19 protein-coding genes and 3 tRNA genes are annotated in these 16216 nt (G+C 59.6%); 8 read left to right on the forward strand and 14 right to left on the reverse strand.

Annotated elements, in window-relative coordinates; all coding sequences use genetic code 11:
• The first annotated feature begins 102 nt into the window (after window positions 1-102).
• Together ASF04_RS07215 and ASF04_RS07220 are read left to right on the forward strand one after the other, a co-directional pair.
• The gene (locus tag ASF04_RS07215; RefSeq protein WP_056139476.1) at window positions 103-474 is read left to right on the forward strand and encodes a response regulator; all 372 of its coding nucleotides are present in this window, start codon (window positions 103-105) and stop codon (window positions 472-474) included.
• 87 nt (window positions 475-561) lie between these two features.
• Window positions 562-1734, forward strand: coding sequence for a DUF418 domain-containing protein (locus ASF04_RS07220; protein ID WP_056139477.1), 1173 nt, complete (start codon window positions 562-564; stop codon window positions 1732-1734).
• Window positions 1735-1800: 66 nt separating this feature from the next.
• Here ASF04_RS07220 and ASF04_RS07225 read toward each other — a convergent pair whose 3' ends face one another.
• Window positions 1801-2397: a YigZ family protein gene (locus ASF04_RS07225; RefSeq protein ID WP_056139479.1), complete on the reverse strand. Its 597-nt coding sequence runs from the start codon at window positions 2395-2397 to the stop codon at window positions 1801-1803.
• Window positions 2398-2509: 112 nt separating this feature from the next.
• Between ASF04_RS07225 and ASF04_RS07230 the strand changes: the two genes are divergently transcribed.
• Window positions 2510-4465 (forward strand): helicase-related protein, encoded by a 1956-nt coding sequence (locus tag ASF04_RS07230; RefSeq protein ID WP_056139482.1) that lies wholly within the window; start codon window positions 2510-2512, stop codon window positions 4463-4465.
• Here ASF04_RS07230 and ASF04_RS07235 read toward each other — a convergent pair.
• The 4 genes from ASF04_RS07235 to ASF04_RS07240 form a co-directional block, all read right to left on the reverse strand.
• A complete protein-coding gene (locus tag ASF04_RS07235) occupies window positions 4452-4757 on the reverse strand; it encodes a type II toxin-antitoxin system RelE/ParE family toxin (RefSeq protein WP_229204954.1) in 306 nt (101 codons plus the stop codon). The two genes, ASF04_RS07230 and ASF04_RS07235, sit on opposite strands and share 14 nt — an antisense overlap.
• The gene (locus ASF04_RS28090; protein ID WP_229204955.1) at window positions 4711-4959 is read right to left on the reverse strand and encodes a stability determinant; all 249 of its coding nucleotides are present in this window, start codon (window positions 4957-4959) and stop codon (window positions 4711-4713) included. Before ASF04_RS28090 ends, ASF04_RS07235 begins: the two co-directional genes overlap by 47 nt.
• Before the next feature lie 229 nt (window positions 4960-5188).
• Window positions 5189-5326: a hypothetical protein gene (locus tag ASF04_RS27375; protein WP_019924896.1), complete on the reverse strand. Its 138-nt coding sequence runs from the start codon at window positions 5324-5326 to the stop codon at window positions 5189-5191.
• 212 nt (window positions 5327-5538) lie between these two features.
• Window positions 5539-5614, reverse strand: a tRNA-Lys gene (locus tag ASF04_RS07240).
• Between the two features lie 177 nt (window positions 5615-5791).
• Between ASF04_RS07240 and ASF04_RS07245 the strand changes: the two genes are divergently transcribed.
• The 4 genes from ASF04_RS07245 to ASF04_RS07260 all read left to right on the forward strand — a co-directional run bounded on the left by ASF04_RS07245 (window position 5792) and on the right by ASF04_RS07260 (window position 11218).
• Window positions 5792-6943 carry an acyltransferase gene (locus ASF04_RS07245; protein ID WP_056139484.1) on the forward strand — a complete coding sequence of 384 codons (1152 nt, stop codon included), beginning with the start codon at window positions 5792-5794 and terminating at the stop codon, window positions 6941-6943.
• A gap of 77 nt (window positions 6944-7020) precedes the next feature.
• Entirely contained in the window at window positions 7021-7542 is a 522-nt protein-coding gene (locus ASF04_RS07250; RefSeq protein WP_082488608.1) for an excisionase family DNA-binding protein, read from the forward strand.
• Window positions 7543-7600: 58 nt separating this feature from the next.
• Complete coding sequence (locus ASF04_RS27380) at window positions 7601-8212, forward strand: hypothetical protein (RefSeq protein ID WP_156368565.1); 612 nt, start codon at window positions 7601-7603, stop codon at window positions 8210-8212.
• A 231-nt stretch (window positions 8213-8443) separates the two neighbouring features.
• Window positions 8444-11218, forward strand: a complete 2775-nt coding sequence (locus ASF04_RS07260; protein WP_056139489.1) for a TonB-dependent receptor — start codon at window positions 8444-8446, stop codon at window positions 11216-11218.
• Window positions 11219-11236: 18 nt separating this feature from the next.
• Here the strand turns inward: ASF04_RS07260 and ASF04_RS07265 are convergent, their stop codons facing one another.
• Both ASF04_RS07265 and ASF04_RS07270 read right to left on the reverse strand, forming a co-directional pair.
• Window positions 11237-11722 (reverse strand): hypothetical protein, encoded by a 486-nt coding sequence (locus ASF04_RS07265; protein ID WP_156368566.1) that lies wholly within the window; start codon window positions 11720-11722, stop codon window positions 11237-11239.
• Between the two features lie 7 nt (window positions 11723-11729).
• On the reverse strand, window positions 11730-12437 hold the full coding sequence (locus tag ASF04_RS07270; protein WP_056139492.1) for a hypothetical protein: 708 nt from the start codon (window positions 12435-12437) through the stop codon (window positions 11730-11732).
• Between the two features lie 154 nt (window positions 12438-12591).
• Between ASF04_RS07270 and ASF04_RS07275 the strand changes: the two genes are divergently transcribed.
• Complete coding sequence (locus tag ASF04_RS07275) at window positions 12592-12816, forward strand: hypothetical protein (protein WP_056139494.1); 225 nt, start codon at window positions 12592-12594, stop codon at window positions 12814-12816.
• Window positions 12817-12833: 17 nt separating this feature from the next.
• On the opposite strand, the gene ASF04_RS07280 is transcribed toward ASF04_RS07275, so the two are convergent.
• The 7 genes from ASF04_RS07280 to pal form a co-directional block, all read right to left on the reverse strand.
• A complete protein-coding gene (locus ASF04_RS07280) occupies window positions 12834-13163 on the reverse strand; it encodes a hypothetical protein (RefSeq protein ID WP_056139497.1) in 330 nt (109 codons plus the stop codon).
• 38 nt (window positions 13164-13201) lie between these two features.
• Window positions 13202-13945, reverse strand: a complete 744-nt coding sequence (locus ASF04_RS07285) for a penicillin-insensitive murein endopeptidase (RefSeq protein WP_229204956.1) — start codon at window positions 13943-13945, stop codon at window positions 13202-13204.
• Between the two features lie 73 nt (window positions 13946-14018).
• Window positions 14019-14378, reverse strand: a complete 360-nt coding sequence (locus ASF04_RS07290) for a hypothetical protein (RefSeq protein WP_162241424.1) — start codon at window positions 14376-14378, stop codon at window positions 14019-14021.
• A gap of 168 nt (window positions 14379-14546) precedes the next feature.
• Window positions 14547-14622: transfer RNA gene (locus ASF04_RS07295), tRNA-Lys, on the reverse strand.
• 13 nt (window positions 14623-14635) lie between these two features.
• A tRNA-Lys gene (locus tag ASF04_RS07300) sits at window positions 14636-14711 on the reverse strand.
• 89 nt (window positions 14712-14800) lie between these two features.
• Window positions 14801-15556, reverse strand: coding sequence for a tol-pal system protein YbgF (gene ybgF, locus ASF04_RS07305; protein ID WP_056139502.1), 756 nt, complete (start codon window positions 15554-15556; stop codon window positions 14801-14803).
• Window positions 15557-15662: 106 nt separating this feature from the next.
• Window positions 15663-16196 (reverse strand): peptidoglycan-associated lipoprotein Pal, encoded by a 534-nt coding sequence (gene pal, locus ASF04_RS07310; protein WP_019920558.1) that lies wholly within the window; start codon window positions 16194-16196, stop codon window positions 15663-15665.
• Window positions 16197-16216: the final 20 nt, after the last annotated feature.

Below are 16216 nucleotides of genomic sequence, written 5' to 3' on the forward strand. Positions count from 1 at the left end.
TTGTTGTCATCGCAAGATGTGTGCATGTTATGATCGTCACTCAACATCATGCGACCGGGAGCGCTCGATATGGAAGCCGGGACGGCACAAAGACTGGCGGGAATGCGGTTGCTGCTGGTCGAGGACAATTTTCTCAACCAGCAAATAGCGTGCGAATTGCTGCAAGCCGAAGGCGCGGTGGTCACCGTGGCCAATGACGGCGCCGAAGGGCTGGCCTGCGTTGCGCAAAGCAGCCCCGGCGGATTCAACGCGATATTGATGGACATGCAGATGCCGGTCATGGACGGCTACGAAGCCACGCGCCGCCTGCGCGCCCAGGGCTACAGCAGCCTGCCGATCCTTGCGCTCACCGCCCATGTGCTCGAAGCCGAGCGCAGCGAATGCCGCGCGGCCGGCATCGATGACTTCATCGCCAAACCCATCGACTTCGACGAACTGATCGTCACCGTGGCGCGCTACTGTCATCGCGCCTGACGCCTTAATTTCTTCCTCTTAACTTTTAGATATCGCGCGAAATCGTTTTCAGATAAGCTTGGGGCTTTTGCCAAGGAATCGCTTACGATGAACGCGCCTTCTTCCCGGCTGGACCTGCTCGACGCCTTGCGCGGGTTCGCCATCGTCTCGATCATGCTGCTGCATAACATCGAGCATTTCGACCTGTACTTCACGCCGCAGGGCGCGCCAGGCTGGCTGGTCGCGATCGACAAGGTGGTGTGGGACAGCATGTTCTTCCTGTTCGGCGGCAAATCGTATGCCATCTTTGCGCTGCTGTTCGGCGTGACCTTTTACATTCAATTCCAGGGCCGCGCCGCCCGTGGCGAAGATTTTCGACCGCGCTACGCGTGGCGCATGGTGCTGCTGCTGTGTTTTGGCTTGCTCAATTCCATGGTTTATCACGGCGATATCCTGAGTATGTACGCGGTGCTCGGACTGGCGCTCATTCCCGTGGCACGTTTGCGCGGCGCGGTGGTGTTTGCGATTGCCGTGATATTGCTGTTGCAACCGTATGCCTGGCTGGAGTGGTACTGGGCATTATCGGCGCCAAATGAAAAGCTGGCCGATCCGGCATCGTGGGCTTATTTTGGCCGCGCCAGTGAATACATGAAACACGGCTCGATGACCGATGTCTGGATCGGTAATCTCACCAATGGGAAAACCGGCGTGATTTTATGGAGCTGGGAGAATGGCCGGCTGTTCCAGATTCCCGCCTTGTTTATGCTCGGTATGCTGGCGGGCAGGGCGGGTTGGTTTGCTTTATCCGAAGAGAATCAGCGGCGCTGGTGGCACGTGCTGTTTATCGCCGTGGCAGCATTCATTCCCCTGTATTTCATCAAGACGTATTCCGGCAGCTGGAATATCGGCCCGGCCCTTGAGCGGCCGCTGCTGGTCATTATTACTTCGTGGTCGAATCTCACTTTTATGGCGGTATTGGTCGCCTGTTTTAGCCTGGTATTTTATGCCCGCCCCGCGCTGGCATTTTTCTCGCCGCTGGGCCGCATGAGTTTGACCAGTTATGTCGTGCAATCAGTGGTTGGCACCGCGCTGTATTACGGCTATGGACTGGGCCTGTACCAGCATACCGGCGCCACGGTGGCGCTGGCAATTGGCATTGCGCTGGCGCTGGCGCAACGCCAGTTCAGCGTGTGGTGGCTACGCTCTCATGCGCAGGGACCGCTGGAGGCGCTCTGGCACCGCGCTACCTGGGCCGGGCAGGTGCGCCAGAAAATGGCGTGAATGTGCCGATTTTCGGCTTGAACAGGGCGGCACGCAACGCTGCCGTCCTTCCTGCTTATTCTGCGGTTATTCGAGTTCGGGAGCTATCCAGGTAATCCGGCCGTGGCCCGATTCATTCAGGCGCAATATCAGGGTTTCGGCTTCGGTATCGGGCAGGCTGAATTCGAAGCGGACATCGTCGCCATGGGCGACATTCTCCAAGGTGGCGCCGGCCGCTTCCAGTTCTCGCCGTATCATGCCTTCGAGTGCATACGGCGCGGTGCAGGTTAACAAGCGCTGCTTGATGATCGCGATTTTCTCGGCTTTTAATAAAGCCTGGGCCACGCTGTCGGTATAAGCGCGCACCAGGCCGCCGGCGCCGAGTTTCACGCCGCCAAAATAGCGCACCACGGTTGCCAATACCCCTTCGAGGTCCTGGTGCCTTAATACGTCAAGCATGGGACGCCCGGCCGTGCCACTTGGTTCACCATCATCGACTGCCGCCGATTGGCCGCCGGCCAATAATGCCCAGCACACGTGCGCCGCTTGCGGATGCTGCGCCCATAATTGCGCGACGACTTTTTGCGCGGCAGCGCGATCGGCCATCGGCTGGACGCAAGCGATAAAGCGGCTTTTCTTGATCAGCAATTCATGCTGGACGGGGACGATAATTGTTTGGGGCATATTCGGCACAGCAAAGGTAAACCGGGCTATCGTGCCAGAAATCCCGGTGAAAGACAAAAATCGCGGCGACGCCGCCGCGATATAATTCTGCATTGAGTAACTGGAAACGACCATGAGCGACATAGCAGACCAGGAACACGACGACCAATTGATGCGCGAGCTGGGCCTGGCCGACCTCGGCTTCTCGCTGATGCGCCTCGAAGGCCGGGTATTCCTGCGCCTGACCGGCACGGTGGAATACGGCGGCCGCTGCTACCCGTACGACCTGGTGCCGGCACAAGGCGTGCTGGCCAAGCCATCGAAATGGCGCAAGCTCGACGCCGACGCCCGCGCCGCCGTCCTGCGCGAGCGGGCCAGCCCGGCCGTGGTGGAAGAGCTGCACGGCCACGTCGAAGCGTTCGTGCAGGAAATCGTTGACGCCAGCGACGATTGCGACCTTGATCCGCAGCCGTTCCTGCAAGGCCTGGCCGATATGCAGATTTCGGAACCGGCCGGCATGGTGTTCGACCGCATCCGCCAGCGCCTGCAACACGCGGTCGAGCGCGACATGGAGGAGCAGCACGCCGAACGCACGCGCCAGAGCATCAACCTGGCCGAGTACCCGGCGTCGTTCGAGGTGGCGCGCCGCATCAAGCGCAAGTTCATCGCGCTGCTGGGTCCCACCAATTCCGGTAAAACCCACCAGGCCATCGAAGCGCTGGCCAAGGCGCCTAGCGGCGTGTACCTCGCGCCCTTGCGCTTGCTGGCGCTGGAAAACTACGAACGCTTGCAGGCGATGCAGCAGCATGGCCGGCCGCTGGCAGTCAGCCTGGTCACGGGCGAAGAACGGCGCCTGGAACCGGGCGCCACCCACGTGGCCAGCACGGTCGAGATGCTCGACACCCGTACGCCAGTGGATGTGGCCGTGATCGACGAGATCCAGATGCTGGCCGACCGCGACCGTGGCGCCGCCTGGACCGCTGCCGTCTGCGGCGCCCCGGCCCACACCGTGTACCTGGTGGGCGCGCCCGAAGCGCGGCGCGCCATCGAAGTGCTGGCCGCGCGCCTGGACTGCGAACTGGAAGTGCATGTGCTCAAGCGCAAGGGGCCGCTGTCGATGGAAGAGAGCCCGGTACGCAAGCTCACGGGATTGCGGCGCGGCGACGCCATCATCTGCTTTTCGCGCCGCGAAGTACTGATGTGGCGCGACAATGTCACCGAAGCAGGCCTGTCGGTGGCCACCGTGTATGGCAACCTGTCGCCGGAAGTGCGGCGCGCCCAGGCCCAGCGCTTCCGCGACGGCGCTGCCGACGTGGTGGTGGGCACCGACGCGATTGCCATGGGCCTGAACATGCCAATCGCGCGCATCGTCATGACCACCTGCGTCAAGTACAACGGCTACGAGGAAGAAGAAATTCCGGCCGCACTGGCGCGCCAGATCGCCGGACGGGCAGGGCGCTTCGGCGTCCACGAAGAAGGCCTGGTGGCCGGCTTCGATGCCGAGACCCACAACGTCATGCGTTCGCTGCTGCGCGAAAAGCCGGTGCCACTGAAGACCACCGGCTTTGCGGTAGCGCCCACGCTGGAGCACCTGCACCGCATCTCGGCCGTGACCAACGAGCACGGCCTGGCCAAGCTGCTCAAGCGCTTCGTCCACAACATCGACGTGCCCGACGGTTTTTTTTATCCGCGCATTACCGAAGACCAGTTCGAACGCGCGGCCTGGCTCGATATGCTGCAATTGTCGGTGGCGGAAAAATTCGCGCTGTCGCTGGTACCGATTTCGGCCAAGGTACACAGCCTGCAACACGCGTGGGAAAGCTGGGCCACGGCCCTGGCCCACAAGAAAATCACCCACCTCAAGCCGGAAAACAACCCGGTGCACTACATGAACTTGCAGGAAGCGGAAGACGCCTGCCGCCTGTATTCGGCCTATGCCTGGCTGGCCTACCGCCAGCCCGAACACTTCCCGGACACGGCGCTGGCCCTGCGGCTGTCACGTGAAGCATCGGAGCGGGTGGATGCGATCTTGCAGGATCAAAATTCGGCAGCGCGCAAGCGGCAGCCGAAGAAGTTCAGGCGCCGGTAGGATAGCGTTGCCGCGTGTGGGCAACGGCAACGATTTCGATGAATGCTGGCGTTATCCTGTAGATAACAAGGTAGTTGGAATGAACAACGAGTTCGCGCGTACCGGGGACGCGTCCCGCACGATAGAGGTAGGGACTGCCCGGAAGATTGGATACCGCGCGGTCAATCGCGCGGTGAAGATCACGCGCTGCCGTTTTGTTTCGCTGCGCGATATAGTCGAGAATCGAAGTAAGGTCGGCTAAAGCCTCAAGGCGCCACTGGATCGGAAGCATCTTGATCCGGCTGTCGGTCAATTACCGCTCGTAGCTGTGCCATTGCGATGTGATGAGGAATGGCTGGACGCGAGTCTGCCAGCGACGCCGCGATCTTGGCGCGTAGCCATTGATCATAGGCTTCGGCCTCTTCGGCGCTAGCGAATTCTGCATCGGGGGAGGTGATATTTTGGGACATGATCGAGCGATTATACTGCGTCTGTATTTCGGATTGATTGATCAAGATCAGTCTATCTGCGAAATCAAGCGCGGTGATGCGGGGCCCCTCAGCCCTATTCGCTGCAGCACCAGCGTGCCAGAACAGGCACAGCTGCGGGGTAATCTGCCAGGGTGGCAATGGTGAACTGTTTGGTCATCGTTCGCCTTCTTCCGTGAGTACACCGATTGTGCACTCACGCGAACGATATTTGCTACGTTTTTACTACCGGTAATGCTGATCTTGCTGTTACTGCTTACAGCGGCTGGTAAGGACCGTGGCTGTACGGCTCGGCCCACAGTTCGAAGATGCGGCGAACGATGGCTTTCCACGAACGGCGTGGAGCTTTAGGGGCGGCGGCGATGGTGTTGATGTTGGCGGTAGCGGTGGTCATGATGGGCTCCTGTGAACTGCATTCAATGTGTCGATGAATGCATCTTACTGAAGTCTCAGATATAAAGATAATTTCAATTTCCGATAAACGACATTCGAAAATTGAATTTCTTGGCTGAAAGAGATGTGTCTTCCAGTGATATCTGTTATGCCAGGAGCGGCAGACGAAAAAAAACGCCAACCGGTTAGCCGGCTGGCGTTTTCAACATATCTTGGTAGGCCGTGCGGGATTCGAACCTGCGACCAACGGATTAAAAGTCCGCTGCTCTACCAGCTGAGCTAACGACCCAAGGGCGCGAATTTTACAGGGGGCAGCAGAAAAATTCAACTGTCCCGTAAAAGATTTGACAGGTGAAGCAGGGCAGCCGCTTAGTCCGTGCGCCCCCGATTCCCCGACCTCCGCTATGATAGCGACCTTGTTGGCAAGCTTGTCAGCGTATCAAGGACAAGCAGGACAAGGAATTACATGACTTCCGCTGTATTAAAAAAACAACATACTCCATTGCAGTTCGGCTATATCAACCTGCTCAAGGCCGTGGCCGCGCAACTGATCGTGTTACACCACCTGGCGTTTTACGGACCGATGGCCGACTACGTGCGCCCGGTGTTTCCCGACCTGATAGGCTGGCTCGGTGACAGCGCCCGCATCGCGGTGCAGGTGTTCCTGGTGATCGGCGGCTTCCTGGCGGCCAAGTCGTTGTCGCCGGCCGGCTTGCCATCGCACGCCAGTCCGCTCGGTGCGATCTGGCACCGCTATACCAAGCTGGCGCCGCCGTTCATTGCCGCCACGCTGGTTGCGGCTGCCGCGTCGGCCCTGGCCAGCCGCTGGATGGTGCACGACTCGATCTCGGAACCGGCCACGCTGGCGCAACTGGCCGCCCACGCGGTATTGCTGCACGGCGTGCTCGACTATCCTTCGCTGTCCGCCGGCGCCTGGTATGTCGCCATCGACTTCCAGTTGTATGCGGCGCTGGTACTGCTGCTGTGGCTGGCCGGTGTGCTGGTCGGCAAGCATGTCGTGCGGTGGCTGATGCCTTTATTGGTAGCCGTCGGTATCACCATGTCGCTGCTGCATTTCAACCTCGATGCCGAATGGGATTCCTGGGCGCCATATTTCTTCGGCAGCTACGGCCTGGGCCTGATGGCCTGGTGGGGCAGCGACCCGGCGCGCAAGCCAGGCGCCATCACCCTGATCATGCTGGCAGCGCTGCTGCCGGCGCTGGCCGGGCTGGTACTCGAATTCCGCAGCCGCATCGCGCTGGCGCTGTTGGTGGCAAGCGTGCTGTTCGTCTGCGGCAGGATCAGGACGGCTTCCGACGGCAATGGCTGGGCTGCCATCAACAAGCTGGGCAAGATTTCGTACTCGGTGTTCCTGATTCACTTCCCCGTGTGTCTGCTGGTCAACGCCGGCTTTACCCGCTTTGTCGATCCCGAACCGGAACTGCAAATGCTGGGCATGCTGCTGGCCTGGAGCAGCAGCCTGCTGGCCGGCGCCGCTTTCCACCGCTGGGTCGAACTGCCGTTGAGCCGCGCGGTGCAGTTCCTCAGCGACAAGATCGATACTCGTGACTGGCTCAAGCCCGACAGCGGACGGGCTGGAGTGGTGACACTGCGTTAGATCACATTTTTGGTCGCAACACGGTTACGTTTTTTTCGATTTGATCTACAATAAAACGAAAGTGACGGAGGGTTGCGATGAGTATGACTCTAAAGAAAGGGCGCGAAGCCAAGTCTGTGTCCAAGTCGCGCGACATGTTGACGGGCATAGCAGACGGTCTGGTGCAGCGAGTTCCTGACTTGTCACCTGACTCTGCGAAAAATATTGTCCAAGCCTTACATGATTTGCTTGCCGGTCGTGATGAACTGTCCCGAAGTATACGCATCGGCATGCAACACTACCTGATTAGTGTCGCCGAGTCGCAGAGTATAGAGCCATCGATTCCGGGTGAAACAATGCTCACAACTGAGGCGGCAGCGGAGCTGATGCAGTGCAGTCGTCCCTATGTTGCCATGCTTATAGATAACAGAAAGTTGGCTGGCGCCTCGGTGACCGAAGGCGGGCATCGACGCGTGCCGGAATCCTCTGTGCGCGCATGGATCAAGGAACGCGAAGCGCAAGCCAAACGGTCGAATTACCGTGAAGCAGCCGAGCAGAATGGTATGTATGACATCCCGGAAACGGCCTTCGTCCAAGCCATTCCCCGCCGGCGCTCCTGAGTCCAGGGGGCACCCGCTATCCCCTGGCGGCACGACCTACGCGCTGCTGGATGCCAATGTGCTGCTGCCTCCGAGGTTGTCCGATATCTTGTTCGACCTATGCCTGGAGGGGCTTTTTTCAGCTCGCTGGAGCGCCCAGATCGAAGCAGAGTTCGTTCTAAACTGGGCAAAGGTCGCCGTTCGCAGCCGAAAGTCTGGCTCTACAAATTCTGAGATAATCAGGGCGCAGCAACGATTGGAATGCTACCAAGGCGCCGTTCATGGTCACCAGGTCTTTGGGCACGATCACCCGTCGGTGCTGGCGCGGTTGCCTGTTGCTGTCAATGCAGGGGACAGGCATGTGGCTGCTGCCGCGTTGGTCTTGCAGGACTATGCAGGAGCAGACGGTAATGGCGACAAAGTCTATCTCATCTCTAACAATCTCAAACATCTTGCCGTCTCCGATATGGCTCGGCTTGGCGTAGCCGTGATTTCTCCCGGAAAATTCATCGATAGTCTGGTTAAGGCCGACCATCGTCGCGTAGGGCTGGCGTTGAAAAAATCCATCGATAGCCTGAAAACGCCGCCTTATACCCACGCACGCTTGCTAGACGTTCTGCGCATCCACGGTGCTCATACTACAGCTACATTTTTTGCTCGAGTCTGGAGTCAAGGTGCTTTCCCCGAGTAAATCCCCAAGTCAGATCCCCGCGTCCCAATGGCGCATTTTCTGCGCGTAGTTATATGATTTTAGAATATCAAAACACAAATAAATGATAGCTTGCCATTCCGACCACGGGCGTAGTATTTCCACATGCAGTCACAATAATCACACTAGCCACTGCACCGGAACTGCCTGTCATAAAAAATATCCGCAGGCAGTCATCCATGTCATTTCTATAAATACAAAGATGGAGACAAAATGGCAATACAACGATCGACCCTGCGCAAGACCCTGCTGGCTGCGCTGATCGCCGACATCCTGTTGGCGGGCGGCGCCCACGCCCAAACTTCCGATGAACCCGTTGTCGATCCGTCCGCCAAGGTGGTGGTGAGCGGCATTCGCGCGTCGCTGTCGTCATCGCTCAACACCAAGCGCCAGCAGGATGGCGTGGTGGATGCGGTGTCGGCCGAAGATGCCGGCAAATTCCCCGACACCAATATCGCCGAATCGCTGCAACGCGTGACCGGTGTGCAAATCCAGCGCAACGGCGGCGAAGGGCGCTACATCTCGGTGCGTGGCCTGGGACCGGAATTCAACAACGTGCTGGTCAACGGCCGTACCATGACCAGCGATACCGGCGGACGCGAGTTTTCGTTCGACCTGCTGTCCTCGGACCTGATTTCGAAGGCGCTGGTGTACAAGACCTCGCAACCGTTCCTGCCCGAGGGCGGCATCGGCTCCACTGTCGATATCCAGACCGCGCGCCCGCTCTCGGGCAAGGTCGGCCACAGCTCGGTGGTCAATGCCTCAAGTGCGTGGGATTCCAATTCCAAAAAATACACGCCCAACGCCAGCGGCATGTATTCGTTTGCCAACGAGGACCGCACGTTCGGCGTGACCGGCTCGCTGTCGTACACCGACCGCGCGTCCAAGCAGAACAAGGCCATCAACGATGCGTGGAACTACCGCGACGTCTCGATGATCAACGGCGACCTCAACTCGCGCGGCCTGACCATGGCCGATGTCACCACGCGCAAGCTCTACATGCCGCAAAGCTACGGTTTCCAGCAGGAAGACGAAAGCCGCAAGCGCGTGGTCGGCAATCTGACCGTGCAATACAACCCGTCGCCGACCTGGAAGCTCACCGCCGACGGCCTGTACTCGCGCCTCGACCAGAACAACAAGATCATCGCCTTCAGCGACTGGAACAACCCGGTGCAGCTGGGCGTGAAGTACGACCAGAACGACCAGGTGACCAGTTTCCTGCGCCCGGGTTCCACCTTTTACGCCAACAACCCGGCCATCGCCGGCGCCGGCAAGCTGCTGGGCGAGGCCAATTCCAACGACATGATAGCCAAGGGCGGCGACCGGCTCTCGATCACCAAGGCATTCGGGCTCAATTCGAAGTGGAAGGTGGGCGACGAGTGGCGTATCGAGGGCGATATCTCCACCTCGCGCACCACGTCCGATTCGAACGACATGTGGGTGGTGGCCGGCATGATACCGAAGAACGGCGACACGCTGACCTTCGGCAGCACGCCCACCATCACCTTCGGCGACAACATCGCCGATCCGAACAACGTCAGCGCGCACGCCGTCTCCAACGGCGACATCCGCAATACCGACAAGCTGCACGAAGGGCGCCTGAGCGCGGCCTGGGAACACGAGATCGGATTCTTCAAAGGCCTCGACACCGGTCTGGCCCACTCGCAGCGCAAGGTTGATCGCACCAAGTGGGGCAACGACGCCTGGAATGCGTTCAGCGGCTACCACGTGAAATTGCCGTCGTCGCTGTTCACGGTGCAGCAGATGGACGATTTCATGAACACCGGCGGCAAGATTCCGAGCCAGTACCTGAGCTTTGATCCGTACGCGTACATGAACTACCTGAATCAGCCGTCGCTGCTGCCGCAGTCGAACGATCCGGCCTATTACTCGGACCTGACGCGCTTCCCCAACGGCCCGATGGCGATCGACTACACCAAGCCGTCGATGTGGGCCGTGAAGGAAAAAGTGAGCAGCTTCTACGTCGATTCCAAGTGGGAGGGCAGCGGCTGGTCCGCCAACGCCGGCGTGCGCGTGGTGCGCGTGAAATCGACGTCCACCGGCATCAGCCGCGAACTGCTGTCGGCGGTGAAAAGCCCGAACGACACCACCTTCATCTCGGTGTGGGGCCCCAACCAGGTGACCACGGTACAGAACAGCTACAACAGCGTGCTGCCATCGGCCAACATCAAGTTCGACCTGCGCTCGGACATGCTGCTGCGCCTGGGCGCGTCCAAAACCGAGACCCGTCCCACGCTCAACCAGCTGGGGGTGGAAAACTGGTACGGCGGGCGCTTCGGCGACGTGCAGACCGGCGGCGGCAATCCCTACCTGAAGCCGATGCAGTCGAAGAACTTCGACGTCTCGTACGAGTGGTACCTGTCCAAGACCAACTACGTGAGCGCGGCCGTGTTCATGAAAAAAGTCTCGGACTTCCTCGAGACGACCATCGTCGATATGCGCATCCCCCAGTTTAACGAAATCGTCCACGACTCGCGCGTGCGCAATGGCCAGAAGGGCAAGATCAAGGGCGTGGAGATCGCCGGGCAGTACGCGTTCGACACCTCGGTCGGCTGGCTGCAGGGCTTTGGCGTGTCCGCCAACTACACCTACGTCGATGCCAGCGCCCAGCGCGAGACCGATAACGTTGCCACGCCGTCGTGCGGCTATCCGGGCCTGTCGCCGCAGTCGTACAACGGCTCGGTGTTCTACGAGCGCGGCGACTTCCAGGCGCGCGTGAGCTACAACTGGCGCAACCACTTCTCGGTCGATTGCGGCGGCGGCAGCACCCAGGCCCGCAACCGTTCGGCCTACGGCCAGACCGACGCCAGCCTGCGCTACAACCTCACGCCCAACCTGGCGATCTACGCGGACGCGATCAACATCGCCAACTCGCGCACGCACGAGTATGCGGTCAACGAGAGCCAGTTCCTGACGCTGGAGGATGTGGGGCGGCGCGTGAGTGTGGGGTTGCGGGCGGCGTTTTAAGCGTTGCCGGCGGGAGCGTCACGGCGGTGGTGACGTTCCTGTTTCCGGCAACGGGTTGGCGTCGATGCGAAACCTGCGCGTCCACTTGAACGGGCGCCAGACGGCGCTCGGGTCGGAGAAGAAGGGGAAGGCAAACGATGCTTGCGGCAGCAAGGTCAAGGTATAGACTAGGCCGCCGAAGAAGCGGAAGCGCACCGTGTCCGCTGCGGTCAGATCGAGATCCGAGAAGACGCCGGTGGAATACATCGCCACGATCAATGCCGAATCCAGCGTGTTAAGATCCCGATCCAGCAGGACGATGCGCAAACCTTCTTCGTACGGCACGTCATCGGTGATAAACAGCAGCAGAAGATCACCCCACGCCAGCGCCGCTTCCAGCACGGCGCCATCGAGGACCTTGCCGGTTGGCTTGCCGGAAATCATCAACTCGCTGGAAGGGACTTGTTCCGACGTTGATGGCGTGATGGTGCGTAGCGCGTAGTGGTCAGCTGAGGTGAGGTTCATGTGGTGCCTACCAGGCGTAGCTCGTGCCGAAGGCAGCCAACGCGCCGCCGACAAAAGCGCCCACTGTAACGCATACCGGAGCGGCCGGGCCGCAGGCCAGGCCTGCCAGCATCCCTCCTGCAATGCCGCCGGCGATGCCGGCCCCGTTGACCGCCAATTCTTTTTTCGCCGCAGCGACCTTATTCCTGGCCGTTGTTATTTCATAGACAGACAGCGCGACCGCAATAAACACTACGCCACGGCTGACGTGGGAAAGAGTTGCCATCGCGTGCGTGACGCGGGCGTTCGATGTGCCCGCCGAAGTCACGATGCTGGCGTAAATTGCGTTTTGTTGAGTGCCGGTCAAGCCTGAGAAGACAGCACTACTTCCGTGAGCCTTGGCCGTCTTGCTCGCCACTAGGTGATTGAGGGGAATGCCATCTTTTTTCATGTACTCTGCGATGGCGCGTCCGACCGGTGTGCCGCGCGCCCGAATCACTTCCATGATGGCATTGCGCGCTACCTGCGCTTCGCGCGCCGCATCGGTCCAGCTGAGGCGCCCGGCCAGTGCTTCGGCACGCAAGCGGTCGGACATGCGCTTGATTTCCCTCGCATAGGCAGCGCGTGCGTGTGAGTCGATGGTCAGATGGGTGCCGACATTGGCGATTTGCGCCTCGAGCGACTCGATTGCGCTATCGAATAATGCCTCGTCAATGCTGGCTTGCGTGGTCGCCATATGAACGCTCCTGATGTAGAAAGGTCGGAGGCTTAGCGTATGTGGAATGATGATGCGGAGAATTGTTTTGTGACAACGGGGTTGGCGATTGTCCCCGATGCGATTACCATGTCCAACCCTGAAGTCAATCGCATCAACAAGAGAGGATGGTCGCATGACCTACGAAGAATACCTGGATGAGGTCACCACGCTGATCTTCGAAAAATTTGGCGTGGCCGAGGCGGCGGCTGTAAAACTGGTGGTGGCGGCGCAGGACAAGGAGTTTTTTGTGCGGCACGACGAGGACGAGAAATTGCGCACGGTCGAGCAGGCGCACCAGGATGCCAAGGCCATCTACGAAGCGTCGCAACTCGGTGTCAAGAAGGCTCCCAAGCGCTAAGAACCAACCCGCCCGGGTCAGTGGCGCAAGACGATGGTCACCAGCGCCACCGAATCGGCCAGCGCCTTGACCGCATGCGGCGCCCCGCCTTCGAGGTACAACATCTTGCCGCCAGTGAGCGTGGCGGTGGTGGCGCCCATGATGAAGGCAATCTGTCCGCTGATGCACTGGAACGTGATCTCTCCCTTCACATGATGCTCCGGCATGTCTTTCCCTGCGGGGAGTACCAGCCTGATTAATTCGACCTGTTCTGTTTTCGCCAGTGCGATCGCTGAAAACTGCGTAGTGTCCTCGTCGGCGCGCGTGAGCGCAATGACTTGACCGGACGTTGCATGTGCCAAGGCCATGATGTCTCCAATACCAGGTGAGGGATGAGAATTCTAGCTCACCTGCCATAGTCCGTCATTGGCCGGCATGGCAACGTAAAATCCACGTGGTAGTGCTCGTCGTGCCGTATCCACGGCGTCGCCTTCATGAACGTCACCGACCTGCGCAGGTATTCGCCGCGCTTGGTCCGGTACAGCTGCGCCACCAGTTCTCTCTGAAAGATCACGCGGTTGATCGGCGCGCCGTGCTTTTTCGCCGCGATCGCCAACTGGTGCAAGTGTTCGGCGACGGCTTCAAAATCGATCTGTAAATCATTGAGCTTGCCATTGGCGTCGAATTCCAGCGCGTAGCCGAACTTGTTGAGCGCATTGGATGGAAGCGCTACCGATTTTCCCTTGCCGTCCAGCACCGGCACCATGAAGTCGACCGAGGTCCCGCTCTGGTGCGTGCGGTGGGGCTTGAAGGCGCCGCCAGAGGACAGGCCGGTTTCGCCGTAGAGGAAGAGGGTGGTGGGCATGGTGCGATAAGCAGCGGCATAAGCGTCCACCACGATATCGCGCACGGTTTGGTGCACATGGGTTCTGCCGAGCGTGACGCCCAGGCTGCTGTAGGGGCCATAGTTTTCGCCCTGAGCGGGAAGCGCCACGGCGTCACTCACACGCCCGTTTGCCGATGTACCGAAGCAGACGCTCGCTCCGGCCGATTCCAGTGGCATGAGAACAGAGAGTACCGTTGTGCCAAGCGCAGCCAGCAGGCGGATTGATGCAGCATTTTTCATTGATCGCCCCCAGAAATGGCTCATGTATGGAGCCGACTTAGGATTCTAAGCCGAGCCACATCCTTCAGTCCTTGGCTGAGTGCAATACACTCACAATCTAGGGGCGTAGCACCTCACCGTTGCAGTGCAATGGTTTGAATTTGCTTGCAGTTGCCTTGAGAAGCGCATCAAGTACCTTGCATTGTCGGTCGCCGTCAATCTTGTAGTTATTGTTCCCCGTCGCTGCAAGCGCGCACCGATCGAACTGCGCGATATAGTCATACGTGTAGACCTGCGGATCGGTTTCGGTACCGGTATATTTTTGCGCCTGGCATAACTTCACTGCCGCCTCTTGCGCGGCCGCGCTATTGGCAGAATTTCTGCTCGAGTTCGTCGCTGAGCTGATGTCGTCGTCGGTACTCGCGCCGCAGGCGGTCAGTGCAAATGCCGCCGCGCAAACGCTTGCGAGCTTTTTCATGTGTGCCATAATTTTCCATTCTTATAGTAACTTGAACGATCTGATAACCAATCGTCGGGAAGTTCATGCTACGTGATGAACAAAGAATGGAATGCCGCGTTTGCGGTAAATCCTGGCCAAAACAAAAACGCCCACAAACCGAAGCTTGTGGGCGTTTTTGATGAATCTTGGTAGGCCGTGCGGGATTCGAACCTGCGACCAACGGATTAAAAGTCCGCTGCTCTACCAGCTGAGCTAACGACCCAAGGGTGCTTCGGTGGTAGGCCGTGCGGGATTCGAACCTGCGACCAACGGATTAAAAGTCCGCTGCTCTACCAGCTGAGCTAACGACCCCCGAAGAAGCGAGATTATAGGATGTTTCAACACATCCTGTCAAATGCCTGCCGGACAATTTATTTGTCCGGCCGCCTCAACGCACGCGCTTACTTGCCGCTCAGGCGCTGCTTGGCCGTCACGGCCGCCTGTGACTCGGGGAACTGCTTGATCAGGTCCTGCAAGGTCTTCTTGGCCGCCTTGTCTTTCAGCTCGGTCTGGCAGCTGGCGATGTTGAGCATGGCGTCTGGCGCTTTCGGGCTGTCTGCGTAGTTCTTCAGCACCACTTGCTGGGCCGCGATGGCGCTCTTGCAGTCGCGCTGGGCGTAAAACGAATTGCCGAGCCAGTACTGCGCGTTGGGCGTGTACACGGAAGCAGGGTACTGGCGCACGAAGGCGGCCAGGGCATCGCCGGCGGCCTTGTAGTCGCCAGCCTTGAACTGGGTCATGGCGGCGTCGTAGTTGCGCTCTTCGCTCGGATCGACCTGGGCGGTTTTGCCGTCCACGTTCACTTCGCGCGGCTCGAGCTTGCGCATACGCGTGTCGAGGTCGGTGTACAGGTCGCGCTGGCGCTTCTGGGCCATCGATACTTCGTTGGCCAGCACTTCGATCTGGCCGCGCAGCTTGGCGATCTCCTGCATCGTGTTGTCGTTCTGATTGATCATGTCCAGCGTGCTGGACTTGTCGGACTTGGTTTCGAGGCGGGCGTTGGTTTCGACGCGCAGGGCTTCGACCTTGGCGCGCAGGTCCAGCAGGGCCTTGCGGGCTTCGTCGTCATCGAACAGGCCGGCATGGGCTTGCAGCGGCAGCCAGGTCATCGCAGCGAGCACGGCGGCGGAGACGCCGGATTTGGAGAGTTTCATCATGTCGGGCGCTTTCAACAAATCAAAATGGAAACGGGGCGATGCCTGGACTTGGGGACCAAGTCCGGGTACCACCCCGTATTATGCCTGTGACCCGGCAAAAGCGAAATTACTTGTAAACGATGTCGGCGCGGCGGTTTTCAGCGCGTGCGGCTTCGTCGGTGCCCGCAGCTTTTGGCTTCTCTTTGCCCAGCGAGACGGCTTCGATCTGCGAATCCGACACGCCCAGGGTGGTCATGGCTTTACGCACGGCTTCGGCGCGTTTCAGGCCCAAGGCCAGGTTGTACTCGGAGCCGCCGCGGTCATCGGTGTTACCCTGGATCAGGATCTGGCGCGATTTGTTTTTCGCCAGGTAGGCCGAGTGATTTTCTACCACTGGACGGCCATCGGCGCGCACGCTGTAGCTGTCATAGTCGAAATACACGCTGCGGTTGGCCAGCACGCCTTTTGGATCGTCCAGCGGGTCGAGCGATTTGGTTTCAACTGGCGCCACGGTGCGGGTGTCCGCTGGTGCCGTCGCCGGGCCGGTGGCTGGACGCTCCACCACTGGAGGCGGGGTGTTTTCCTTGATCGGGGTCGACGAGCAAGCCGACAGGATCGCTGCGGTGGTCAGGACGAGGGCTAAGCTGCTGATTTGACGCATGAGTTTCTCCTAGTAACGTT

This window comes from Duganella sp. Leaf61, assembly GCF_001421905.1.
GTDB lineage: Bacteria > Pseudomonadota > Gammaproteobacteria > Burkholderiales > Burkholderiaceae_D > Rugamonas > Rugamonas zoogloeoides.